Below are 20,780 nucleotides of genomic sequence, written 5' to 3'. Positions count from 1 at the left end.
GCAAGCCGCCGAGCTGTTGGTGGCCGAGTTGGCACACAGCAGCGAGCCAGCTGAAGCCCAGGCGCAGATTGAAGAAGAGGATGTGCCACAACCGGTGATCGCGGCTTTCGTGAAGCCCGAACCTGTACCAGAACCGGAGCCTGCCCCGGTTGTCGTTGCTCCAGTTGCTCCAGTTGCTCCAGTTGCTCCAGTTGCGGCGGTCGAAGCGCCCGCTGTCGCTGAGCCGCCCCGTGCCGAGGAAAACAAGGTCGGCTTCTTCGCCCGCCTCAAGCAGGGCCTGTCCAAGACCAGCGCCAGCATCGGCGAAGGCATGGCCAGCCTGTTCCTGGGCAAGAAGACCATCGACGACGAACTGCTGGAAGATATCGAAACCCGCCTGCTGACCGCCGACGTGGGCGTGGAAGCCACCGCGGTGATCATTCAGAACCTGACCCAGAAGGTCGCGCGCAAACAACTGACCGACGTCGATGCGCTGTACAAGTCGCTGCAGGCCGAACTGGCGAGCATGCTCAAGCCGGTGGAGCAGCCGCTGCGGATCGCTTCGCAAACCAAGCCGTTCGTGATTCTGGTGGTGGGCGTCAACGGCGCCGGCAAGACCACCACCATCGGCAAGCTGGCCAAGAAGCTGCAGCTCGAAGGCAAGAAGGTCATGCTCCGCGGGCGATACCTTCCGCGCCGCGGCGGTGGAACAGCTGCAGGTCTGGGGCGAGCGCAACAAGATCCCGGTCATCGCCCAGCACACTGGCGCCGATTCGGCTTCGGTGATCTTCGACGCCGTGCAGGCTGCCAAGGCTCGTGGCATCGATGTGCTGATCGCCGACACGGCTGGTCGCCTGCACACCAAAGACAACCTGATGGAAGAGCTGAAGAAGGTTCGCCGGGTAATCGGCAAGCTGGACGCCGACGCGCCGCACGAAGTGCTGCTGGTTGCTCGACGCCGGTACTGGCCAGAACGCCATCAACCAGGCCAAGCAGTTCAACCAGACGGTCGAGCTGACCGGCCTGGCCTGACCAAGCTCGATGGCACCGCCAAGGGCGGGGTGATCTTCGCCCTGGCCAAGCAGTTCGGCCTGCCGATCCGCTACATCGGCGTCGGTGAGGGCATCGACGACCTGCGTACCTTTGAAGCCGAACCCTTTGTCCAGGCACTGTTTGCCGAGCGGGAGCGTTCATGATTCGTTTCGAACAGGTCGGTAAGCGTTACTCGAATGGCCATGTCGGCCTGCACGAGCTGAGTTTCCGGGTTCGTCGCGGCGAGTTTCTGTTCGTCACCGGCCACTCCGGCGCCGGCAAGTCCACGCTGCTGCGGTTGCTGCTGGCCATGGAGCGCCCAACCAGCGGCAAGCTGCTGTTGGCCGGTCAGGACCTGAGCACCATCAGCAATGCGCAGATTCCGTTCCTGCGGCGGCAGATCGGCGTGGTGTTCCAGAACCACCAACTGCTGTTCGATCGCACCGTTTTCAACAACGTCGCCTTGCCGCTGCAGATCCTCGGCCTGTCCAAGGCTGAAATCGCCAAGCGCGTGGACTCGGCCCTGGAGCGCGTGGCGCTCTCGGACAAGACCGATCTCTACCCGGGCGACCTGTCCACCGGTCAGCAGCAGCGCGTCGGCATTGCCCGCGCCATCGTGCACCGCCCGGCCTTGCTGCTGGCGGACGAACCCACAGGTAACCTCGACCCGCGTCTGGCGGCGGAAATCATGGGCGTATTCGAAGATATCAACCGTCTGGGCACAGCGTGCTGATCGCCAGTCACGACCTGGCGCTGATCGCGCGCATGCGTCACCGCATGTTGACCCTGCAACGCGGCGATTGATCGGCGACGGGAGGCTGGCGTATGAGTGCGACCCGCAGCCCCAAAGTGGCCGAACGCGTGGCTCCGAAAGCCTCGACCAGCCGCCGCAGAAGAAAAAGCGCGACGAAGACGACGGTCCGGATTTCGGCACCCTGCTGCACGCCTGGATCGAAAGTCATCGCGCCAGCCTGCTGGACAGCCTGCGTCGCCTGGGCAAGCAACCGATCGGCAGCTTCTTCACCTGCCTGGTGATGGCCGTGGCCCTGAGCCTGCCGATGGGCTTGTCGTTGTTGCTCAACAACGTCGAGCGCCTGGGCGGTTCCTGGCAGCGCGCGGCGCAGATTTCCCTGTACCTGGAGCTCGACGCCAGCGCCACCGAGGGCGAAAGCCTGAGTGAGCAGATCAAGGCCATGCCGGGCGTGGCGGATGCCGAGTTCATCAGCAAGGACAAGGCCCTGGACGAGTTCCAGCAGCAGTCCGGGCTGGGCGAGGCGCTCAAGGAGTTGCCGCAGAACCCGCTGCCGGGCGTGGTTCTGGTCACGCCGAACGAAGTGGACAAGGCAACCCTGGAAGCTTGCGTCAGCGCCTGGCAGAAATGCCCAAGGTGCAACAGGCGCAACTGGACCTGTGTGGGTCGAGCGGCTGGCGGCGATCCTCAAGCTGGGCGACCGGTTTGTCTTCGGTCTGACGGTGTTGCTGGTTTCTGCATTACTTTTGGTGATAGGCAATACCATTCGTCTTCATATTGAAAACCGCCGCACCGAGATAGAAGTGATTAAACTCGTCGGCGGCACGGACAGTTATGTGCGGCGTCCCTTCCTTTATATGGGCGCCCTGTATGGCTTCGGTGCGGGGATTCTGTCCTGGGGTGTTCTGGCGTTCGGCCTCGACTGGCTGAACGACGCGGTGGTGGGGCTGGCCGGTTTGTACGGCAGTGATTTTGCCTTGGCTGGCGTGCCGGTCGCCGATGGTCTATCACTCTTGCTTGGCGCGGTGTTGTTGGGGTATATCGGTGCGTGGATTGCGGTCGCCCGCCACTTGCGGGAGCTGGCGCCGAAATAGTGTCTTTTTGCTTGTATTGACCTTTTAGAATTTTTGGGAACTTGTTTTGCGGTTTCCGGTCAATTTTCAGCAGTGCTGAATAAGCACGAGTTATGTGAGTCGGAGGTTTTTTCGTATGACCACTTCTTTGCAACCTGCTTATGCCTTGGTCCCGGGTGCGAACCTGGAGGCCTATGTGCACACGGTGAACAGCATTCCATTGCTGACGCCCGAGCAGGAGCGTGAACTGGCCGAGAGTCTCTACTATGAGCAGGATCTTGAGGCGGCTCGGCAGATGGTGCTCGCCCACCTGCGTTTTGTCGTACATATCGCCCGTAGCTATTCCGGCTACGGTCTGGCCCAGGCCGACCTGATTCAGGAAGGCAATGTCGGGCTGATGAAGGCTGTAAAACGCTTCAACCCGGAAATGGGTGTGCGTCTGGTTTCGTTCGCCGTGCACTGGATCAAGGCGGAAATCCACGAGTTCATCCTGCGCAACTGGCGCATCGTGAAAGTCGCGACCACCAAGGCCCAGCGCAAGCTGTTCTTCAACCTGCGCAGCCAGAAGAAGCGTCTGGCCTGGTTGAACAACGAAGAAGTCCATCGTGTGGCGGAAAGCCTCGGTGTGGAGCCGCGCGAAGTGCGCGAGATGGAAAGCCGCCTGACCGGCCATGACATGGCCTTCGACCCAGCCGCCGAAGCGGATGACGACAGCGCCTTCCAATCGCCGGCCAACTACCTGGAAGACCACCGGTACGATCCGGCCCGTCAGCTGGAAGACGCCGACTGGACCGACAACTCCACCAGCAACCTGCACGAGGCGCTGGAAGTGCTGGACGACCGCAGCCGCGACATCCTCTACCAGCGCTGGCTGGCGGAAGAGAAAGCCACGCTGCACGACCTGGCGCAGAAGTACAACGTGTCGGCCGAGCGTATCCGTCAGCTCGAGAAGAGCGCGATGAACAAGCTCAAGCTATCGATTGCCGCGTAATACACCACGCAATAAAAAACGCCCCGATTCGATCGGGGCGTTTTTGTTTGTGGCGTTGGCGCGGTGGTGTCTGTGGGGACGTTATCGCGAGCAAGCTTCGCTCCTACAGAGGAAGACGCGGGCCTGTGGCGCGATCAGATCCTGGGCGTCACTGCGCCCACAGCGCCTTGCGCGAATCGTTCAGGCCCAGCAGGTAGCTGTCGCCACCCAACTGGCTCATCTGTCGGCGGATCCAACCGGCCCGTTGTGCCACGTAGCCGCTCGGATGGCTGGCGCTCCATACCCGAGGGTTGGGCAGGACCGCAGCCAGCAGGCTGGCCTGTTGCCGCGACAGCGAGCCCGCGCTGACACCGAAGTGGTGCCGCGCCGCGGCCTCGGCGCCAAATACGCCTTCGTCCCACTCGACGCTGTTGAGGTAGACCTCGAGAATCCGTTGCTTGGGCCAGAAGATCTCGATCAGCCCGGTGAACCAGGCTTCCAGCCCTTTGCGCAGCCAACTGCGCCCGGACCACAGGAACAGGTTCTTCGCCACCTGCTGGCTCAGGGTGCTGGCGCCGCGAATCGAGCCGCCGCGCTCGTTGTGGGCGAAGGCGGCCTGGATCGCGCCAATGTCGAACCCCCAGTGTTCAGGGAACTTCTGGTCTTCGCCGGCGATCACCGCCACCTTCAGGTCGTCGGAGATTTCGTCCAGGGTTTCCAGCTGCGTTGCAGGTCGATGGGCTCACCATCGATCCAGGATTCGATCTTGCGTTCGACCATCAAGGCCGTGCCCGGAGGCGGCACGACGCGGAACACCAGCACCAGCAAAACGCTGCCGACGGCGAACCAGAACAGGGCTTTAGATAAACGACGGAAAAATAAACGCAGCATAGAGATGGCTTGGCCGAACCCGTTGAGCGCGCCATTATACAGGCCCGACCGACGATTCTGACTGGAGTTCCTCATGCTGCGTGGCTTCCTGATGCTGGCCGCCTTTTTCGGCTTTACCGGCGTTGCCCTGGGCGCATTTGCCGCCCACGGCCTGAAAAATCGCCTGAGCGCGGAATACCTGGCGATTTTCCATACCGGCGTCACCTACCAGCTGGTGCACACTCTGGCGCTGCTGGGGTGGCGCTGCTGGCCACGCAGATTCCCGGCCGCCTGGCGACCTGGGCCGGCGCTTCGTTCGCCATCGGCATCCTGCTGTTTTCCGGCAGCCTCTACCTGCTGACCCTGACCGGTTTCAGCAAGCTGGGCATAGTCACTCCCTTCGGTGGTCTGGCCTTCCTGGTCGGATGGTTGTGCCTGGGTCTTGCCGCCTGGCGGTTGAGCTGACCGGCAGGTCCATTTCGAGACGAATGGCTTGGGTCGGCCAGACTGATCGGGCTAGAATGCTGGCCCCTAAAAATGATGGCGGCATTCGGCATGCGCATTCAGTTGAACGGCGAATCCTTTGAACTGCCCGACGGCGAAACCGTTGCGGCCCTGCTGACCCGTCTGGACCTGACCGGACGCCGGATCGCGGTCGAACTCAACCTGGATATCGTCCCGCGCAGCCAGCACGCCGAGACCACCCTCAACGAGGGCGATCAGGTCGAAGTGGTACACGCCATCGGCGGCGGCTAGCCACCCGGGCCAGGGCTGGCCCCACCCACGCATTCTGCAAGAACCTCACCCCAACAGAGGATTTCCGATGAGCAACGTTCGTAGCGACAAGCCTTTCGTCCTGGCCGGTCGTACTTACCAGTCGCGTTTGCTGGTAGGCACCGGCAAGTACCGTGACATGGAAGAAACCCGCCTGGCCATCGAAGCCTCGGGGGCCGAGATCGTCACCGTCGCCGTGCGCCGGACCAATATCGGGCAGAACCCGGGCGAACCGAACCTGCTGGATATCCTGCCGCCGGATCGCTACACCATCCTGCCGAACACCGCTGGCTGCTATGACGCGGTCGAGGCCGTGCGCACCTGCCGCCTGGCCCGTGAGCTGCTCGACGGTCACAATCTGGTGAAGCTGGAAGTGCTGGCCGACCAGAAAACCCTGTTTCCCAACGTGCTGGAAACCCTCAAGGCCGCCGAAGTGCTGGTCAAGGAAGGTTTCGACGTGATGGTGTACACCAGCGATGACCCGATCATCGCTCGCCAACTGGCGGAAATGGGCTGCATCGCGGTCATGCCGCTGGCCGGCCTGATCGGTACCGGCCTGGGGATCTGCAACCCGTACAACCTGCAGATCATCCTCGAAGAAGCCAAGGTCCCGGTGCTGGTGGATGCCGGTGTCGGCACTGCCTCCGACGCTACCATCGCCATGGAACTGGGTTGCGAAGCGGTGCTGATGAACTCGGCCATCGCCCATGCGCAACAACCGGTGCTGATGGCCGAAGCCATGAAGCACGCCATTGTGGCAGGCCGCCTGGCGTACCTCGCCGGCCGCATGCCGAAGAAACTCTATGCCAGCGCCTCCTCGCCGCTGGATGGTCTGATCAAGTAAGAGCCATTGATGACTGAATCAAACGACACGCCAATCCAGCCGGAAGCCGGCGACGAGCGCCAACACCGCCGCATCAAGAGTTTCGTGATGCGCGCCGGGCGCATGACCGAAGGCCAGCAGCGCGGCCTGGAGCAGGGCGCGCCGCTGTATGTGCTGCCGCTGGCCGACGCGCCGGTGGATTTCGATCAGGTGTTTGGCCGCTCGGCGCCACGCTCCCTGGAAATCGGCTTCGGCATGGGCCACTCGCTGCTGGAAATGGCCGCGGCCGCGCCGGAGCAGGATTTCATTGGTGTGGAAGTGCACCGTCCGGGTGTCGGCGCGTTGCTCAACGGCGTACTGACCCAGGGCCTGACCAACCTGCGGGTCTACGATTGCGATGCGATCGAGGTGCTCAACCGCTGCATCGCCGATAACAGCCTGGATCGCCTGATGCTGTTTTTCCCCGATCCGTGGCACAAGAGCCGTCACCACAAGCGGCGTATCGTCCAGGCGTCCTTCGCCGAGCTGGTGCGCAGCAAGCTGAAGGTCGGCGGCATCCTGCATATGGCCACCGACTGGGAGCCTTACGCCGAGTACATGCTGGAAGTGATGAATGTCGCACCGGGTTACCGCAACCTGGCCGAAGACGGCAAGTGCGTGCCACGCCCGGCCGAACGCCCGATCACCAAGTTCGAGCGCCGCGGCGAGCGCCTGGGCCATGGGGTGTGGGATCTGAAGTTCGAAAAGCTGGCGTAAGCCCTGCTGTGTAGGAGCATCCGTTCGATGCTCGATTGCTCGCAATCAGCTGCCAGGCTGAAAGATAGCGGCGCTGCGAAGTCCGCTATCGCGAGCAAGCTTCGCTCCTACGGGGCGTGGTTTATCGGCGGTCGGCGACGACGCCGATCAACACCAGCACCACCAGCAGCACCGGCGCCAGGCTGTAGTTGTTGAACTGGCTCAGGCCGCGGACGATCCATGGCGTGGCGTAGATCAGCGCGGCACCGCTGCCGATCATGCACAGCAGCGCCATCATCGGTACGCGCAGGGCGCCGGCGAGGCCGCCCAGGCGTGCTTCGACCCAGCCCTTGATATCGGCGCCGAACAGCACCAACAGGCAGCCGACGAGGGCCAGGGAGATTTCTGAAAGGTTGCTGCGACTCCAGCGGGACACGGTAGCGAGCAGGTCGAGTATCAAATCCATTCGTTTTCCCTTAGGGCTGAAATCAGCTCAGAAATTTCTGCAGCAAGTCATTGAGGAACAGCTGGCCGCGCGGGGTGGCGGCCAGGCGTGACGGTTCGACCTGTAACAGGCCGCTTTGTTCGGCGTCGCGGCGACCTTCGGCGAGGCTTTCCAGGGGCAGCCCGGTACGCTCCGGATACAGCCGCGCCTCGACGCCTTCGGTCAGGCGCAGGGCGTTCATCAGGAACTCGAACGGCAGCTCTTCGTTGCTCAGGTCCTTTTCGCCGGCCTTGAAGTGTTTCGCCGGGTTGAGGTAGTCCTTGGGCAGGCGGGTCTTCCAGGTGCGCACGATGCGCCCGTCCGGATGGCTGAGCTTGCCGTGTGCCCCGGCGCCGATGCCGATGAAGTCGCCGAAGCTCCAGTAATTGAGGTTGTGCCGGGCCGCCCGACCGGGCTGGGCATAGGCCGAGACTTCGTACTGGGCGTAGCCGTGCTCGGCCAAAAGCGCCTGACCGGCTTCCTGGATGTCCCACAGGGTGTCGTCTTCCGGCAGCGTCGGCGGCTGGTTCCAGAACACCGTATTGGGTTCCAGGGTCAACTGGTACCAGGACAGGTGGGTCGGCTTCATGGCGATGGCCTGGCGCAGGTCGCCCAGGGCGTCGTCCAGGGACTGGTCGGGCAGGCCGTGCATCAGGTCCAGGTTGAAGTTGTCGAACCCGGCCTGGCGCGCCATGCCGGCGGCGCGCACGGCTTCGTCGCCATTGTGGATGCGGCCCAGGGCCTTGAGCTTGTCTTCCTGGAAACTCTGGATGCCGATCGACAGGCGATTGATGCCCAGGGCGCGATAGGCGGTGAACTTCTCCTGTTCGAAGGTCCCGGGGTTGGCTTCCAGAGTGATCTCGATGTCGCGGGCGAACGGGATGCGTTGCTCCACGCCTTTGAGCAACCGGCCCAGGACCTGGGCGCTGAACAGGCTCGGTGTACCGCCGCCGAAGAAGATCGAACTCAGCTCGCGGCCGTAGACGGCGGCCAGGTCCTGGTCGAGGTCGGCCAGCAGGGCGTCGACGTACTCTTCTTCCGGCAGCACCGGGCTGGCGGCGTGGGAGTTGAAGTCGCAGTAAGGGCATTTGCGTACACACCACGGGATGTGGATGTACAGCGCCAGGGGCGGCAGCTGGGGCAGGGCCGCCCGGGGCGTTTGCGCACCGCCGAGAATCAGCGGTGGCGCGGACGAATCAATGGTCATTGCAGGCTCAGGCGTTGCCGCAGAATGGCCATGGCGCGGGCGCGATGGCTGAGTTGGTTCTTTTGGATCGGGTCCAGCTCGGCGCTGGAGCAGTTGCGCTCCGGCACCCAGAACAGCGGGTCGTAGCCGAAACCGTGTTCGCCGCTGGCGGCCGTGAGGATGCGCCCGTGCCACAGGCCTTCGCAGAGGATCGGCAGCGGATCCTCGGCATGTCGCACCAGCGCCAGGACGCAGACGAACTGCGCGCCGCGCTCGGCCTCGGGAACGTCCTTCAGGGCGTCCAGCAGCTTGGCGTTGTTCGCCGCGTCGCCCTGGCCGTCGGCGTAGCGCGCCGAGTAGATGCCCGGCGCGCCGCCGAGGAAGTCCACCGCCAGGCCGGAATCGTCCGCCAGCGCCGGCAGGCCGGAAATGCGCGAAGCGTTGCGGGCCTTGAGGATGGCGTTCTCGATGAACGACAGGCCGGTTTCTTCCGGTTCGACGCTGCTGAACTCGCCGATCGAGCGCAGGTGCACCGAGTCGCCGAGCATGGCCTGGAGTTCCTTGAGCTTGCCGGCGTTATGGCTGGCCAGTACGAGTTGGGTAAAAGTCATCATTCGCCGGGGAAAAGCTCTTGGTTGAAGTTGATGGTGTTGATCGCGTCACCGGTCTGCACCTTGATTTCGAAGGTGCGGGTTTCCTGCTGTTCCACCGGGTACTGGGCGATGTAGTAGATCGCGCCCTGTTCGGTGACCTGCTTGAATTTCAGCGGCACCGACTGGCTGGTCAGGTCCTTGACAGTCCCGGTGACCTGGGCGACCAGCGGTTTGCCGGCCTTGAGCACGGAAACGTTGATCACGCCCTGGTTCTTGCTGCGCACCAGCTCCGCAGCCTTGGCGATATCCGGTTGCAGGAAGGTGGAGTTGAAGGTGTTGTAGTGCACGGTCACGTCACCGAACACTTCCTGGCGCTCGCCCTTGATGGGCTCGGCGGCCATCGCCGATGCGCTCAGGCACGCTGCCAATAGAAAAGTAACCAAGCGACCCATGATCGTTCTCCTTTTGAACCTGGTTTATACCGCGATCTGGTGATCCTGCAGGCCGGGGCTGCTGACGCGGTAGATGCCGATCTCACCTAACAGATTAGGCCATAGCTTACTGGCCCACCCGTGCCGGTGCTGTTGATCCACCGCAAGGCGATCGATGACCTTGGCTTCACGTTCGCGGCAAAGCTCTTCAAAGTCCTCGAACGTGCAGAAGTGGATGTTCGGCGTGTTGTACCAGGTGTACGGCAGGAATTCGGAGACCGGCATCCGTCCCTTGCTGGCCAGGTACCAGCGGCAGCGCCAGTGGCCGAAGTTGGGGAAGGTGATGATGCACTGGCGGCCGACCCGCAGCATTTCGTCGAGGATCCGATCCGGGTAGTGCACGGCCTGCAGGGCCTGGGTCATGACCACGATATCGAAGCTGTTGCTGGCGAAGTTGCCCAGGCCCTTGTCCAGGTCCTGCTCGATGACGTTGATGCCCTTGGCCACGCACTCGGCGATGTTGTCCGGGTCGTTTTCCAGGCCATAGCCGGTGACTTGCTTGTGATCGCGCAGCCAGCTCAGCAGTTCGCCATTGCCGCAACCGAGGTCGAGCACGCGGCTGCCGGCGGGGATCCATTCTTGGATGATTTCCAGATCGGCTCTCATGGCGTCCTCACAGCGTTATACGGTTCATGTAGTTGCCGAACGCCTGCAGGTAACGCGGGATCGGAATCAGAAAGGCGTCGTGGCCCTGTGGGGCATCGATTTCCAGGTAGCTGACGTCCTTGCGCGCGGCCATCAGGGCATCCACCAGCTCCCGCGAGCGGGCCGGGGAGAAGCGCCAGTCGGTGGTGAAGGACATCACGCAGAACTTGGCCTTGGCGCCTTCGAAGGTTTTCGCCAGGTTATCGTCGAAGTTCGCCGCCGGATCGAAGTAATCCAGGGCCTTGGTCATCAGCAGGTAGGTGTTGGCGTCGAACCGCCCGGAGAACTCCTCGCCCTGATAACGCAGATAGCTTTCGACCTGGAACTCGACGCTGTGGAAGTCGTAGTTGAGCTTTTCGCTCTTCAGGCCACGGCCGAATTTCTCGCCCATGGAGTCGTCGGACAGGTAGGTGATGTGCCCGACCATCCGCGCCAGCATCAGCCCGCGCTTGGGGATCACGCCCTGTTCCTGGAACGAACCGCCGTGGAATTCGGGGTCGGTGAGGATGGCCTGGCGCGCCACTTCGTTGAAGGCGATGTTCTGCGCCGACAGCTTGGGTGCCGAGGCGATGGCCAGGCAATGGCGCACACGGTCCGGGTAGGTGATGGTCCATTGCAGGGCCTGCATGCCGCCCAGGCTGCCGCCGATCACGGCGGCCCACTGGTGGATGCCGATGCGGTCGGCCAGGCGCGCCTGGCTGTGCACCCAGTCTTCCACGGTCAGCACCGGGAAATCGGCGCCGAACGGCTTGCCGGTGTCCGGATTGACGCTACTTGGGCCGGTGGAACCGTTGCAGCCGCCGAGGTTGTTCAGGCTGACGACGAAGAACTTGTTGGTGTCGATCGGCTTGCCCGGGCCGATGCAGCTGTCCCACCAGCCCGGCTTGCGGTCGTCGGGGCTGTGGTAGCCAGCGGCGTGGTGATGGCCGGACAGGGCGTGGCAGATCAGCACGGCATTGCTCGCCGTGGCGTTCAGCTGGCCGTAGGTCTCGTAGATCAGATCATAGGCTGGCAGGGAGCGGCCGCAGGCCAGGGCCAGGGGCTCGCTGAAATGCGCCACTTGCGGCGTCACCAGACCAACGGAATCGGCGGGAAAGGCAGTTGGCATCGACCCTGCTCTCGTTTAAATGAGGCGTAAGTCTAAAGACCGCTGCCCCCAGCGGCAAGCAAAGGCCGGGGCTGATTCTCCCGCGACCTGTGACGAACCTTGTAGCCGCTGCCGCAGGCTGCGATCGGCTCCGCAGGAGACGTGCTCTTGAGGGCCTCGAAGGGCCTTCGGCCCTTATCGCAGCCTACGGCAGTGGCTACAGAGAGTGATCAGGATGGACGCTGTAATTCCGGCAGGTCCGGGAGTTTTTTCGGTGCGTTGATCCGCACCCGTTTCTGCCGGTTCAGCTCGCCGCTGATCAGGCTGACCTGGCTCTTGGACACGCCGAAGGCCTTGGCCAGGAACGCCATCAAATAAGCGTTGGCCTTGCCCTCCACCGGTGGCGCGGTGAGGCGGATCTTCAGGCGCTCACCATGTAGCCCGGCGAAATCATCGCTACGGGCCGCAGGTTGCAGGTGGCACTCCAGGATCAGGTCGTCGCCGTCCCAGCGAAAGTAACTCATCACAGAGGCCGGGTCAGATCAGCAGACGCAGGATTTCCGGCATCATGGTCATGGCCGCCAGGTTGTTGATCACCAGCATGTCGATCAGCTTGAGCACCATGAACGCCAGGATTGGCGAGATATCCAGGCCGCCCATGCTCGGCAGGATGCGGCGGAACGGCGCCAGGGCCGGCTCGCAGATCTGGTTGACCAACTCGGCGCCCGGGTTATGGCTGCCCGGGGCGACCCAGGAAAGGATCACGCTGATGATCAGGGCGAAGAAGAAAATCTTCATGAACAGCGCGGTCACGCCAATGATCGACCAGATCAGCAGTTGCAGCGGGTTGCCGGTGGTGCCGTAGGTCAGCAGCAGGGTCAGGGCCATCAGCAGCAGTTGCACGACGATCGCCAGGATCAGCGACGACATGTCCAGGCCGAACAGGCTCGGGATGACCCGGCGCATCGGCTTGAGCAGCGGCTGGGTGGCGCGCACGGCGAACTGGCACAGCGGGTTGTAGAAGTCGGCGCGTACCAGTTGCAGCACGAAGCGCAGCAGCACGATCAGCAGGTACAGGCTGCCCAGGGTTTGCAGCACGTACACCGCCGCAGTGTTCAATCCAATCATCATTGCCTCCTTATTGGCCCAGTTGTTCGGCCATCTCGGCCGAGCGGTGCGCGGCGGCACCCAATGCTTTTTCCACCAGGGCTTCGAAGCCACTGGCCTGGAACGACTTGATCGCGGCTTCCGTGGTCCCGGCCGGCGAGGTCACGCGGCGGCGCAGTTCAGCCGCGTCCACGTCGCTGGAGGCCGCCATGTGCGCCGCGCCCAGCGCGGTCTGCAGGGTCAGTTGGCGGGCGGTTTCCCGTGGCAGGCCGAGTTTCTCGCCGGCGGCGGTCATGGCTTCGATCAGCAGGAAGAAATACGCCGGACCGCTGCCGGACACGGCGGTCACCGCGTCCAGTTGCTGCTCCTGTTCCAGCCACAGGACGATGCCCACGGCCGACAGCAGTTCTTCGGCCTGCTGGCGTTGCGCCGCGCTCACCGCAGCGGTGGCGTACAGGCCGCTGGCACCCTGGCGCAGCAGGGCCGGGGTATTGGGCATGCAACGCACGATCGGCTGCTCGCCGAGCCACTTGTTCATGCTGGCGCAGGTGATGCCGGCGGCGATGGACACGATCAACTGGTGCGGTTTCAGGCTGGGGCGCAGGGCTTCGCACACGGCCTTCATGGCCTGTGGCTTGACCGCCAGCACCACCACGTCGACGCCGGCGATAGCCTCGGCATTGTCGGCGAACAGTTCAATGCCGTGCTCGGCCTGGACCTTGGCGCGGGTTTCGGCGCCCGGGTCGCTGGCGCGGATCTGGCTGGCGTCCAGGCCCTTGGCGCGCAGGCCGCCGATCAAGCTGGCAGCCATGTTGCCGGCGCCGATAAAGGCGATACGAGTCTTGCTCATGACAGGTCCTTATTCAGAGGTGAGGCCGCCACAGTCATGGCTGGCCATAATCGCGTGCGCCAAACAAAGCGGTACCGATACGTACCCAGGTGGCGCCCTGGGCAATGGCCGCTTCGAGGTCGTGGCTCATGCCCATGGAAAGTGTGTCGGTTGGCAGGTCCAGGCTTTCGCGCAGGTTGTCGTTCAGGCTGCGCACGGCCGCGAAGGCGGCGTCCTGGGCGGCACGATCTTCGGTCGGCTCGGGAATCGCCATCAGCCCGCGCAGTTGCAGGCGCGGCAAGGCGCTGATGGCGCTGGCCAGGGCCGGCAGGTCGGCCGGTGTGCAGCCAGATTTGCTGGCCTCGCCACTGACATTGACCTGAATGCAGATGTTCAGCGGCGGCAAGTCGGCCGGGCGTTGCTCGGACAGGCGTTGAGCGATTTTCAAGCGATCCACGGAATGCACCCAGGCGAAGTTCTCGGCGATAGCTCGCGTCTTGTTCGACTGAATGGGGCCGATGAAGTGCCAACTCAAGGGCAGGTCGCCAAGTTCCGCCTGTTTGCCCAGGGCTTCTTGCAGGTAGTTCTCGCCGAAGTCGCGCAGACCGGCCGCGTAGGCTTCACGCAGCGCCGCGGCGGGCTTGGTCTTGCTCACGGCCAGCAGATGGATGCTGCTTTCGTCACGTTGCGAGGCCTGCGCCGCGGCACGGATCCGTGCGCTAACCAGGGCGATGTTGTCTGCTATCGTGGACATTCGATGTACGCCAGCGGGTCTTGGGTTCGCGGCATTCTACTGGAATTGGGGAACGCTATGGATATCACTGAGTTGCTGGCCTTCAGCGTCAAACAGGGCGCTTCGGACCTGCACCTCTCGGCCGGTTTGCCGCCGATGATTCGCATCGACGGCGATATTCGCCGGATAAACCTGCCGGTGCTGGAGGCGCAACAGGTGCATGAGCTGATCCTGGCCAGCATGACTGATCCGCAACGGGCCGAGTTCAAGGCCGCGCTGGAAATCGACTTTTCCTTCGCGGTGCCGGGCCTGGCGCGCTTTCGGGTCAATGCCTTCAACCATCAGCGCGGCGGTGGCGCGGTCTTTCGCAGCATTGCGGCCAAGGTGCCGGGCCTGGACGAACTGGGCATGGGTGAGGTCTTTCGCCGCATCAGCGAAGTGCCCCGCGGCCTGGTGCTGGTGACCGGGCCGACCGGCTCGGGCAAGTCGACCACCCTGGCGGCGATGATCGATCACCTGAATCAGCACCGGCACCAGCACATCCTCACCATCGAGGACCCCATCGAGTTCATCCACGAATCGAAGAAGTGCCTGATCAACCAGCGCGAGGTGCATCGCGACACCCGCAGCTTCTCCACGGCCTTGCGCTCGGCCTTGCGCGAAGACCCGGATGTGATTCTGGTAGGGGAAATGCGCGATCTGGAAACCATTCGCCTGGCGCTGACCGCCGCGGAGACCGGGCATCTGGTGTTCGGCACCCTGCACACCACGTCGGCGGCGAAAACCGTGGATCGGGTGGTGGACGTGTTCCCGGCCGAGGAGAAGGCGATGGTTCGCTCCATGCTCTCGGAATCGCTGCAGGCGGTGATTTCCCAGACGCTGGTGAAGCGTATCGGTGGAGGCCGGGTAGCGGCTCACGAGATCATGCTGGGCAGCGCGGCGATCCGTAACCTGATCCGCGAGGACAAGGTGGCGCAGATGTACTCGGCGATCCAGACCGGCGGGGCGCTGGGGATGCAGACCCTGGACATGAGCCTGAAGGCACTGGTGGATGCGGGGCTGGTCAGCCGGGAGCACGCCCGGGAAAAGGCGCGGGCGCCGGACAGTATTTGAAGAGGTATCGGGGCGGCCAATGCAATCGCGAGCCATCGAGCGTGGTGGCTCGATGATTCGCGATCAGGGAGGGCGATCAGCGCTGAACGATGCGCAGGGTGTTCTGCTCTTTTGGCAGGACCCGCTTGGCCACTACGTAGTTCTTGTCCCAGTACGGCTTCTTCAGGGTATCGATGGTCACCGACTTGCCGCGACGCGGCGCGTGGATGAAGCGATCGTTGCCCAGGTAGATGGCGACGTGGTTGACCCGACGGCTCTTGAGGTTGAAGAACAGCAGGTCGCCAGGCTTGAGGTCCTTGCGCTCGACTTTCTGCCCGTGACCGCTGGCCATGGCGTTCGAGGTGCGCGGCAGATCGACGGCGGCGACGTCGTTGAAGGCGTATTTCACCAGGCCGCTGCAGTCGAAGCCTTTACTTGGGCTGCTGCCGCCCCAACGGTAAGGAGTACCCAGTACGTTGACGGCACGGCTGAGCACGGTGCTGCTCTGCTTGGCCGCCATCTGCGGTACCGGCTTGCTGCTGACGCTGCTCAGGTGAGTCGGGCGTTTGACCGACAGCTTGTTCTTGGAGCTGTTCTTGCTGATTTGGGTGACGTGGGCTTTTGGAGTGAAGCCGTTCACGTTGGGAAGACGTTGCTCACGATTGGTGGCGTGGGCAGCCAGTGGCATCAATAGGCAAATGGTTAGCCATGTCTTGAAAAATGGACGCATTAGGCAAGGCTCATATGGGTTAGCGCGCAACTTTATAACAGCTTTTTTGTCACTTCTCAGGCCGTTGGTCGATTCAACCTGGAGGTCAAATTCGCTGAAGAGGCGGCAAATTGACGCAATTGTCCGACAGAAGTCAGGCAGTACAAGGGTTTCATGGCAGCGACCTTAACATTTGCCACACGTCGGCTGCCTGTAAAAAAGTCACAAAGAATTAAAGAAAATTTATCTATTGCGTGGAACGAGGTACTCAATGAACACCTATCGCCCGGACGGTTCGACCCATGACACCCACAGCAAGGTGATCGGTTACCTGTTGTGGATTTTCGGTTTTACCGGCTCCCACCGCTTCTATTACGGCAAGCCGGTTACCGGAACCATCTGGTTTTTCACCCTGGGCTTGCTGGGCATCGGCTGGCTGATCGACCTGTTCCTGATCCCGGCCATGGACCGCGAGGCCGACCTGCGTTTTACCCCGGGACCCATCGAATACAGCGTCGCCTGGATCCTCCTGACCTTTCTCGGGATCTTCGGTGTGCACCGCATGTATCAGGGCAAATGGATCAGCGGCCTGCTGTACCTGCTGACTGGCGGGGTGTTCTTTCTGGGGGTCTTGTATGACTTCTGGACGCTGAACGACCAGGTGTCGTTGCGTAACGCGCAGCGGCGTTGAATACAGGAGCGCCATCGCGAGCAAGCTCGCTCCTACCGAAGAAGTGCGGCGCCAATGGGGTCTGCGCCGTACCTGTAGGAGCGAGCTTGCTCGCGATCATGGCCGTCAGCCCTTGTGGCTGATCCGTCCATCCACCAGGGTGTAGCGCACCACGCCCGGCAGGCTATGGCCGAGGAACGGGCAGTTCTCGCCTTTCGACAACCAGTGTTCGCCAGCCACCGTGGACGTGCTCGGGTCGAACAGCACCAGGTCCGCCGGAGCGCCCACCGCCAGCTTGCCGGCTGGCAGGCGCAGGGCGTCGGCCGGGCCGCTGCTCAGGCGGGCCAGCAGGGTCGGCAAGTCGAGCAGACCGTCTTCCACCAGGGTCATGGCCAGTGGCAGCAGCAGCTCGACGCTGCTGATGCCCGGCTCGGTGGCGCCGAAAGGCGCCAGCTTGGCGTCGCGTTCGTGGGGCTGGTGATGGCTGGAGATGGCCTGGACCACCCCGGACTTCACGGCCTCGCGCAGGCCTTCGCGGTCGGCGCGCGAGCGCAGCGGCGGCTGGACGTGATAGAGGCTGGAGAAGTCGATCAGCGCGTCGTCGGTGAGGATCAGCTGGTACAGCGCCACGTCGGCGGTCACCGGCAGGCCGCGGGCCTGGGCCTGGGCGATCAGGGCCACGCCCCGGGCGCTGGTCAGCTGGCTGAAGTGGGCGCGCACGCCGCTTTGCTCCACCAGCAGCAGGTCACGGGCCAGGGCCACGGTTTCCGCGGTTTCCGGAATGCCCGGCAGGCCGAGGAAGCTGGCGGTGGCGCCTTCGTGGGCCAGGCCGCCTTCGGCCAGGTCGCGGTCCTGGGAGTGGAAAATCACCGTCAGGTCGAAGGTCGCCGCGTATTCCAGCGCCCGGCACAGGGTGCGGGTGCTGCGAAAGCCCTCCAGGCCGTTGCCGAAGGCCACGCAACCGGCGTCGCGCAGGGCGATCAACTCGGCCAGCTGTTCGCCGTCCAGGCCTTTGCTCAGGGCGCCGATTGGGAACACCTTGGTGTTGCCGGCCTCGCGGGCGCGATCGAGGATCAGCTCGGCCACCGCCGAGGTGTCCAGCACCGGCTTGGTGCGCGGCGGGCAGCACAGGCTGGTGACGCCACCGGCCGCGGCGGCGCGGGTTTCGCTGGCGATGGTGCCTTTGCGGCTGTAGCCCGGCTCGCGCAGGGAGACGTTCAGGTCCACCAGCCCGGGCGCGGCCACCAGGCCCTTGGCGTCGAGGCTTTCAACCGCGCTGAAACCGGCGGGCGCGGCGCCGATGGCGACGATCTTGCCGGCTTCCAGATGGATATCGCTGACTTGATCCAGGCCGCTGCTTGGATCGATGACACGGGCGCCGAGAATGCTGAGCTTCACTGGGCGTTCTCCTGCTCGAATTGTCGCTGGGCGGTCTGCCCGCTCATGGCCATGGACAGTACGGCCATGCGTACCGCGATGCCGTAGGTCACCTGGTTGAGGATCACCGAGTGCGGACCGTCGGCCACCGCCGATTCGATCTCCACGCCGCGGTTGATCGGGCCCGGGTGCATGACGATGGCGTCCGGCTTGGCGCCGGCCAGGCGCGCGGTGGTCAGGCCGAACAGGCGGTAGAACTCGCCCTCGCTCGGCAGCAGGCCGCCCTGCATGCGCTCGCGCTGCAGGCGCAGCATGATCACCACGTCGACATCTTTCAGACCTTCGGCCATGTCGGTGTAGACCTTCACCCCGTATTGCTCGATGCCGATCGGCAGCAGGGTCTTGGGCGCGATCACGCGGATGTCCGGGCAACCCAGGGTTTTCAGGGCCAGCATGTTCGAGCGCGCCACCCGTGAGTGCAGGATGTCGCCGACGATGGCCACCGAGAGGTTTTCGAAACCGCCCTTGTGCCGACGGATGGTGAGCATGTCGAGCATGCCCTGGGTCGGGTGGGCGTGGCGGCCGTCGCCGCCGTTGATGATCGCCACCTGCGGGCACACATGCTCGGCGATGAAGTGCGCGGCGCCGGAGTCGCCGTGGCGCACGACGAACATGTCGGCGGCCATGGCTTCGAGGTTGCGCAGGGTGTCGAGCAGGGTTTCACCCTTGCTGGCCGAGGAGGTGGACACGTTGAGCGTGATCACGTCCGCCGACAGGCGCTGGGCCGCCAGTTCGAAGGTGGTGCGGGTACGGGTGGAGTTCTCGAAGAACACGTTGCACACGGTCTTGCCGCGCAGCAAAGGGACTTTCTTCACCGCCCGGGCGCCGACTTCGAGGAAGGAGTCGGCGGTGTCGAGGATTTCCGTCAGCAGCTCGCGACGCAGACCGTCGAGCGAGAGGAAGTGGCGCAGCTGGCCCTGATCGTTGAGCTGCAGCGGGCGCTTGGCGTCTAGAGGCGTCATCGCAATGGACTCTTTAGAGGGGCGAATTAAAGGGCGAGGTCTTGAAGCTCGAGTTGAAGCGGCGCAGGACCGGACAATTTTACCCGCTCGTGGGCGGCCAGCGACAGGGTGGCGCCGACCACGTTCGGACGAATCGGCAGCTCGGCGGCGTCCAGGTCCAGCAGGCAGACCAGGGTCACGCTGGCCGGGCGGCCGTAGTCGAACAGCTCGTTGAGGGCAGCGCGGATGGTACGGCCGCTCATCAGCACGTCGTCGATCAGGATCAGGTGCTGGCCCTCGATCTCGAACGGCAGCTCGGAAGGGCGCACTTGCGGATGCAGGCCGTTCTGGCTGAAGTCGTCGCGGTAGAAGGACACATCCAGAGTGCCCAGCGGCGCGTCGCTGCCCAGTTCGGCGAGCAGGGCCTGGGCGACCCAGACGCCGCCGGTACGGATGCCGATATAGCGGGGCTCGCTGATGGCGCGTTGTTCCAGGTGGGCGGTGAGACGCACGGCCATCTGGCTGATCAGTTCGGCGGGATTGGGCAGGCTCATGATTGCTCCTTCGTGGGCCCGCGCCTGGTTGCATGCAGCAAGGCGCAGGGTCTTACGGCTGGTGTTGTGGCCAGGAGGCGCGTGGCCGGGGGGGTGACCACGCATCTTCAGGATTCGGCGTTTCAGTTGTTCAACAGCGCTGCGTTTTCGTCGAGCCAGCCTTGCAGCAGCAGGGCGGCAGCGATGGCGTCGACCGGGTTGTCGCGGTAACTGCCTTTCTGGCCGCCGCGGGCCAGGCGTTCGCCCTTGGCCTCGAAGGTGGTCAGGCGTTCGTCATGGGTATAGAAGGGCAGGTTGTAGCGGCCATTGAGGCGCCGGGCGAACTTCTCGGCGCGCACGCACATCTCGCTCGGGGTGCCGTCCATGTTCAATGGCAGGCCGACCACCACCGCATCCGGCTTCCATTCCTTGATCAGGGCTTCGACCTGATTCCAGTCCGGCACGCCGTTCTGCGCCTTAAGGGTGCACAACTCGCGGGCCTGGCCGGTGATGGCCTGGCCGACCGCCACGCCGATCTGCTTGGTGCCGTAGTCGAACCCGAGGATCAGTCGCAGGGCCATCAGGCGTGGCCCGCCTGGCTGGTCAGCAGGGCGAGGTTGATGCCCAGGTGCCTGGCCGCTGCTTCCAGGCGCAGTTCGCTGCTGGTGTTGAACAGGATGTCGGCGTCGAACGGGCAGGTCAGCCAGGCGTTGTCCGCCAGCTCGGCTTCCAGCTGCCCGGCTTCCCAGCCGGCATAACCGAGGGCGATCAGGCTTTTGGCCGGGCCGACGCCATCGGCGATGGCGAACAGCACGTCCTGGGACGTCGACAGCGACAGGCCGTCCAGCTCGACCGTGGCCTGGAAGGTCGGGCCGCTGGGGTGCAGGACAAAACCGCGATCGGTCTGCACCGGGCCGCCGATGAAGATCGGCACATGCTGGCAGAGCGCTGGCGGGTCGATCTCGGGGCGCAATTGCTCGAGGATATCGGCGAGGTTCAGGTCCTGCGGACGGTTGACCACCAACCCCATGGCGCCATTGGCATTGTGCTCGACGATGTAGGTCAAGGTGTGCGCAAAGTTCGGGTCGGCCATGTGCGGCATGGCGATCAGGAAGTGATGCTTGAGGTAGCTGGGGCTGACGTTTTTCATGAGCGCTAGTGTGGCGGTGGAGGGGCGAACTGACAAGCTGGGGATGCTCTCATTCCCCACGAATCCTGTAGCCGCTGCCGAGCCTG

The 20,780-nt window shown here is 63.7% G+C and carries 23 protein-coding genes and 5 pseudogenes; 10 read left to right on the top strand and 18 right to left on the bottom strand.

Annotation, left to right across the window (positions count from 1 at the left end):
• Positions 1-310 precede the first annotated feature (310 nt).
• From ftsY to rpoH, 4 genes and pseudogenes are all read left to right on the top strand, one after another.
• Positions 311-1,175: pseudogene (gene ftsY, locus CXQ81_RS31870) on the top strand (signal recognition particle-docking protein FtsY).
• Positions 1,172-1,809: pseudogene (gene ftsE / locus CXQ81_RS30960) on the top strand (cell division ATP-binding protein FtsE); the annotation flags it as partial. The pseudogenes ftsY and ftsE, both read left to right, overlap by 4 nt.
• Positions 1,810-1,836: 27 nt before the next feature.
• Positions 1,837-2,856: pseudogene (ftsX, locus tag CXQ81_RS30955) on the top strand (permease-like cell division protein FtsX).
• A gap of 115 nt (positions 2,857-2,971) precedes the next feature.
• The gene (rpoH, locus tag CXQ81_RS30950) at positions 2,972-3,826 is read left to right on the top strand and encodes an RNA polymerase sigma factor RpoH (RefSeq protein ID WP_007921212.1); all 855 of its coding nucleotides are present in this window, start codon (positions 2,972-2,974) and stop codon (positions 3,824-3,826) included.
• A gap of 148 nt (positions 3,827-3,974) precedes the next feature.
• Here rpoH and mtgA read toward each other — a convergent pair.
• Positions 3,975-4,696: pseudogene (gene mtgA, locus CXQ81_RS30945) on the bottom strand (monofunctional biosynthetic peptidoglycan transglycosylase).
• Between the two features lie 34 nt (positions 4,697-4,730).
• The gene (locus CXQ81_RS31605; RefSeq protein ID WP_256593495.1) at positions 4,731-4,889 is read right to left on the bottom strand and encodes a hypothetical protein; all 159 of its coding nucleotides are present in this window, start codon (positions 4,887-4,889) and stop codon (positions 4,731-4,733) included.
• On the opposite strand from CXQ81_RS31605, the pseudogene CXQ81_RS30940 reads away from it, so the two are divergent.
• The 4 genes and pseudogenes from CXQ81_RS30940 (at position 4,848) to trmB (ending at position 7,028) form a co-directional block, all read left to right on the top strand.
• A pseudogene (locus CXQ81_RS30940) lies at positions 4,848-5,140 on the top strand (DUF423 domain-containing protein). The gene CXQ81_RS31605 and the pseudogene CXQ81_RS30940 overlap by 42 nt on opposite strands.
• Before the next feature lie 90 nt (positions 5,141-5,230).
• The gene (gene thiS / locus CXQ81_RS30935) at positions 5,231-5,431 is read left to right on the top strand and encodes a sulfur carrier protein ThiS (protein ID WP_007921206.1); all 201 of its coding nucleotides are present in this window, start codon (positions 5,231-5,233) and stop codon (positions 5,429-5,431) included.
• Between the two features lie 67 nt (positions 5,432-5,498).
• On the top strand, positions 5,499-6,293 hold the full coding sequence (locus tag CXQ81_RS30930; protein WP_007921204.1) for a thiazole synthase: 795 nt from the start codon (positions 5,499-5,501) through the stop codon (positions 6,291-6,293).
• A gap of 9 nt (positions 6,294-6,302) precedes the next feature.
• Positions 6,303-7,028 carry a tRNA (guanosine(46)-N7)-methyltransferase TrmB gene (gene trmB / locus CXQ81_RS30925; RefSeq protein WP_016704842.1) on the top strand — a complete coding sequence of 242 codons (726 nt, stop codon included), beginning with the start codon at positions 6,303-6,305 and terminating at the stop codon, positions 7,026-7,028.
• Between the two features lie 121 nt (positions 7,029-7,149).
• Here the strand turns inward: trmB and CXQ81_RS30920 are convergent, their stop codons facing one another.
• The 10 genes from CXQ81_RS30920 to CXQ81_RS30875 all read right to left on the bottom strand — a co-directional run bounded on the left by CXQ81_RS30920 (position 7,150) and on the right by CXQ81_RS30875 (position 14,183).
• Complete coding sequence (locus CXQ81_RS30920; protein ID WP_007921199.1) at positions 7,150-7,473, bottom strand: DUF3392 domain-containing protein; 324 nt, start codon at positions 7,471-7,473, stop codon at positions 7,150-7,152.
• A gap of 22 nt (positions 7,474-7,495) precedes the next feature.
• Complete coding sequence (gene hemW / locus CXQ81_RS30915; RefSeq protein WP_101336194.1) at positions 7,496-8,698, bottom strand: radical SAM family heme chaperone HemW; 1,203 nt, start codon at positions 8,696-8,698, stop codon at positions 7,496-7,498.
• Positions 8,695-9,291, bottom strand: coding sequence for an RdgB/HAM1 family non-canonical purine NTP pyrophosphatase (gene rdgB, locus CXQ81_RS30910; protein WP_101336193.1), 597 nt, complete (start codon positions 9,289-9,291; stop codon positions 8,695-8,697). Before rdgB ends, hemW begins: the two co-directional genes overlap by 4 nt.
• Positions 9,288-9,722, bottom strand: coding sequence for a DUF4426 domain-containing protein (locus tag CXQ81_RS30905; RefSeq protein WP_007921193.1), 435 nt, complete (start codon positions 9,720-9,722; stop codon positions 9,288-9,290). Before CXQ81_RS30905 ends, rdgB begins: the two co-directional genes overlap by 4 nt.
• A gap of 24 nt (positions 9,723-9,746) precedes the next feature.
• Complete coding sequence (metW, locus tag CXQ81_RS30900) at positions 9,747-10,367, bottom strand: methionine biosynthesis protein MetW (protein WP_007921185.1); 621 nt, start codon at positions 10,365-10,367, stop codon at positions 9,747-9,749.
• A 7-nt stretch (positions 10,368-10,374) separates the two neighbouring features.
• Positions 10,375-11,514 (bottom strand): homoserine O-acetyltransferase, encoded by a 1,140-nt coding sequence (locus tag CXQ81_RS30895; protein ID WP_007921181.1) that lies wholly within the window; start codon positions 11,512-11,514, stop codon positions 10,375-10,377.
• A gap of 209 nt (positions 11,515-11,723) precedes the next feature.
• Complete coding sequence (locus tag CXQ81_RS30890; protein WP_053262984.1) at positions 11,724-12,017, bottom strand: DUF167 domain-containing protein; 294 nt, start codon at positions 12,015-12,017, stop codon at positions 11,724-11,726.
• 13 nt (positions 12,018-12,030) lie between these two features.
• Entirely contained in the window at positions 12,031-12,621 is a 591-nt protein-coding gene (locus tag CXQ81_RS30885; RefSeq protein WP_007929986.1) for a YggT family protein, read from the bottom strand.
• A gap of 10 nt (positions 12,622-12,631) precedes the next feature.
• Positions 12,632-13,450, bottom strand: coding sequence for a pyrroline-5-carboxylate reductase (proC, locus tag CXQ81_RS30880; RefSeq protein ID WP_101336192.1), 819 nt, complete (start codon positions 13,448-13,450; stop codon positions 12,632-12,634).
• Positions 13,451-13,484: 34 nt separating this feature from the next.
• Positions 13,485-14,183 (bottom strand): YggS family pyridoxal phosphate-dependent enzyme, encoded by a 699-nt coding sequence (locus tag CXQ81_RS30875; RefSeq protein ID WP_101336191.1) that lies wholly within the window; start codon positions 14,181-14,183, stop codon positions 13,485-13,487.
• A gap of 57 nt (positions 14,184-14,240) precedes the next feature.
• Here CXQ81_RS30875 and CXQ81_RS30870 point away from each other — a divergent pair, with 57 nt between their 5' ends.
• Positions 14,241-15,275 (top strand): type IV pilus twitching motility protein PilT, encoded by a 1,035-nt coding sequence (locus CXQ81_RS30870; RefSeq protein WP_101339361.1) that lies wholly within the window; start codon positions 14,241-14,243, stop codon positions 15,273-15,275.
• A 76-nt stretch (positions 15,276-15,351) separates the two neighbouring features.
• On the opposite strand, the gene CXQ81_RS30865 is transcribed toward CXQ81_RS30870, so the two are convergent.
• The gene (locus CXQ81_RS30865; RefSeq protein ID WP_007929981.1) at positions 15,352-15,984 is read right to left on the bottom strand and encodes a C40 family peptidase; all 633 of its coding nucleotides are present in this window, start codon (positions 15,982-15,984) and stop codon (positions 15,352-15,354) included.
• Positions 15,985-16,234: 250 nt separating this feature from the next.
• Here CXQ81_RS30865 and CXQ81_RS30860 point away from each other — a divergent pair, with 250 nt between their 5' ends.
• Positions 16,235-16,654 (top strand): TM2 domain-containing protein, encoded by a 420-nt coding sequence (locus tag CXQ81_RS30860; RefSeq protein WP_007929980.1) that lies wholly within the window; start codon positions 16,235-16,237, stop codon positions 16,652-16,654.
• Positions 16,655-16,759: 105 nt separating this feature from the next.
• On the opposite strand, the gene CXQ81_RS30855 is transcribed toward CXQ81_RS30860, so the two are convergent.
• From CXQ81_RS30855 to CXQ81_RS30835, 5 genes are all read right to left on the bottom strand, one after another.
• Positions 16,760-18,031 (bottom strand): dihydroorotase, encoded by a 1,272-nt coding sequence (locus CXQ81_RS30855; RefSeq protein ID WP_101339360.1) that lies wholly within the window; start codon positions 18,029-18,031, stop codon positions 16,760-16,762.
• Positions 18,028-19,032 carry an aspartate carbamoyltransferase catalytic subunit gene (locus CXQ81_RS30850; RefSeq protein ID WP_007929978.1) on the bottom strand — a complete coding sequence of 335 codons (1,005 nt, stop codon included), beginning with the start codon at positions 19,030-19,032 and terminating at the stop codon, positions 18,028-18,030. The genes CXQ81_RS30855 and CXQ81_RS30850 overlap by 4 nt, the downstream gene beginning before the upstream one ends.
• A 26-nt stretch (positions 19,033-19,058) precedes the next feature.
• Positions 19,059-19,565, bottom strand: a complete 507-nt coding sequence (gene pyrR / locus CXQ81_RS30845) for a bifunctional pyr operon transcriptional regulator/uracil phosphoribosyltransferase PyrR (protein WP_007929976.1) — start codon at positions 19,563-19,565, stop codon at positions 19,059-19,061.
• A 122-nt stretch (positions 19,566-19,687) separates the two neighbouring features.
• Positions 19,688-20,125, bottom strand: a complete 438-nt coding sequence (gene ruvX, locus CXQ81_RS30840; protein WP_009046019.1) for a Holliday junction resolvase RuvX — start codon at positions 20,123-20,125, stop codon at positions 19,688-19,690.
• The gene (locus CXQ81_RS30835; RefSeq protein WP_053262979.1) at positions 20,125-20,694 is read right to left on the bottom strand and encodes a YqgE/AlgH family protein; all 570 of its coding nucleotides are present in this window, start codon (positions 20,692-20,694) and stop codon (positions 20,125-20,127) included. Before CXQ81_RS30835 ends, ruvX begins: the two co-directional genes overlap by 1 nt.
• Positions 20,695-20,780 lie beyond the last annotated feature (86 nt).

It is taken from the genome of Pseudomonas sp. 09C 129, assembly GCF_002843625.1.
GTDB lineage: Bacteria > Pseudomonadota > Gammaproteobacteria > Pseudomonadales > Pseudomonadaceae > Aquipseudomonas > Aquipseudomonas chlororaphis.
This window is presented reverse-complemented; position numbering and strand designations above follow the sequence as displayed.

What these genes read in the sequence shown, in the direction of transcription:
- CXQ81_RS30865 (WP_007929981.1), bottom strand. Translation starts at nt 15,984, where the DNA reads ATGCGTCCATTTTTCAAGACATGGCTAACCATTTGCCTATTGATGCCA.
- CXQ81_RS30905 (WP_007921193.1), bottom strand. Translation starts at nt 9,722, where the DNA reads ATGGGTCGCTTGGTTACTTTTCTATTGGCAGCGTGCCTGAGCGCATCG.
- CXQ81_RS30920 (WP_007921199.1), bottom strand. Translation starts at nt 7,473, where the DNA reads ATGGATTTGATACTCGACCTGCTCGCTACCGTGTCCCGCTGGAGTCGC.
- rdgB (WP_101336193.1), bottom strand. Translation starts at nt 9,291, where the DNA reads ATGATGACTTTTACCCAACTCGTACTGGCCAGCCATAACGCCGGCAAG.
- ruvX (WP_009046019.1), bottom strand. Translation starts at nt 20,125, where the DNA reads ATGGCCCTGCGACTGATCCTCGGGTTCGACTACGGCACCAAGCAGATC.
- pyrR (WP_007929976.1), bottom strand. Translation starts at nt 19,565, where the DNA reads ATGAGCCTGCCCAATCCCGCCGAACTGATCAGCCAGATGGCCGTGCGT.
- CXQ81_RS30895 (WP_007921181.1), bottom strand. Translation starts at nt 11,514, where the DNA reads ATGCCAACTGCCTTTCCCGCCGATTCCGTTGGTCTGGTGACGCCGCAA.
- CXQ81_RS30850 (WP_007929978.1), bottom strand. Translation starts at nt 19,032, where the DNA reads ATGACGCCTCTAGACGCCAAGCGCCCGCTGCAGCTCAACGATCAGGGC.
- trmB (WP_016704842.1), top strand. Translation starts at nt 6,303, where the DNA reads ATGACTGAATCAAACGACACGCCAATCCAGCCGGAAGCCGGCGACGAG.
- CXQ81_RS30835 (WP_053262979.1), bottom strand. Translation starts at nt 20,694, where the DNA reads ATGAAAAACGTCAGCCCCAGCTACCTCAAGCATCACTTCCTGATCGCC.
- CXQ81_RS30860 (WP_007929980.1), top strand. Translation starts at nt 16,235, where the DNA reads ATGAACACCTATCGCCCGGACGGTTCGACCCATGACACCCACAGCAAG.
- proC (WP_101336192.1), bottom strand. Translation starts at nt 13,450, where the DNA reads ATGAGCAAGACTCGTATCGCCTTTATCGGCGCCGGCAACATGGCTGCC.
- metW (WP_007921185.1), bottom strand. Translation starts at nt 10,367, where the DNA reads ATGAGAGCCGATCTGGAAATCATCCAAGAATGGATCCCCGCCGGCAGC.
- CXQ81_RS30875 (WP_101336191.1), bottom strand. Translation starts at nt 14,183, where the DNA reads ATGTCCACGATAGCAGACAACATCGCCCTGGTTAGCGCACGGATCCGT.
- CXQ81_RS30885 (WP_007929986.1), bottom strand. Translation starts at nt 12,621, where the DNA reads ATGATTGGATTGAACACTGCGGCGGTGTACGTGCTGCAAACCCTGGGC.
- CXQ81_RS30930 (WP_007921204.1), top strand. Translation starts at nt 5,499, where the DNA reads ATGAGCAACGTTCGTAGCGACAAGCCTTTCGTCCTGGCCGGTCGTACT.
- CXQ81_RS30890 (WP_053262984.1), bottom strand. Translation starts at nt 12,017, where the DNA reads ATGAGTTACTTTCGCTGGGACGGCGACGACCTGATCCTGGAGTGCCAC.
- hemW (WP_101336194.1), bottom strand. Translation starts at nt 8,698, where the DNA reads ATGACCATTGATTCGTCCGCGCCACCGCTGATTCTCGGCGGTGCGCAA.
- CXQ81_RS31605 (WP_256593495.1), bottom strand. Translation starts at nt 4,889, where the DNA reads ATGGAAAATCGCCAGGTATTCCGCGCTCAGGCGATTTTTCAGGCCGTG.
- thiS (WP_007921206.1), top strand. Translation starts at nt 5,231, where the DNA reads ATGCGCATTCAGTTGAACGGCGAATCCTTTGAACTGCCCGACGGCGAA.
- CXQ81_RS30870 (WP_101339361.1), top strand. Translation starts at nt 14,241, where the DNA reads ATGGATATCACTGAGTTGCTGGCCTTCAGCGTCAAACAGGGCGCTTCG.
- rpoH (WP_007921212.1), top strand. Translation starts at nt 2,972, where the DNA reads ATGACCACTTCTTTGCAACCTGCTTATGCCTTGGTCCCGGGTGCGAAC.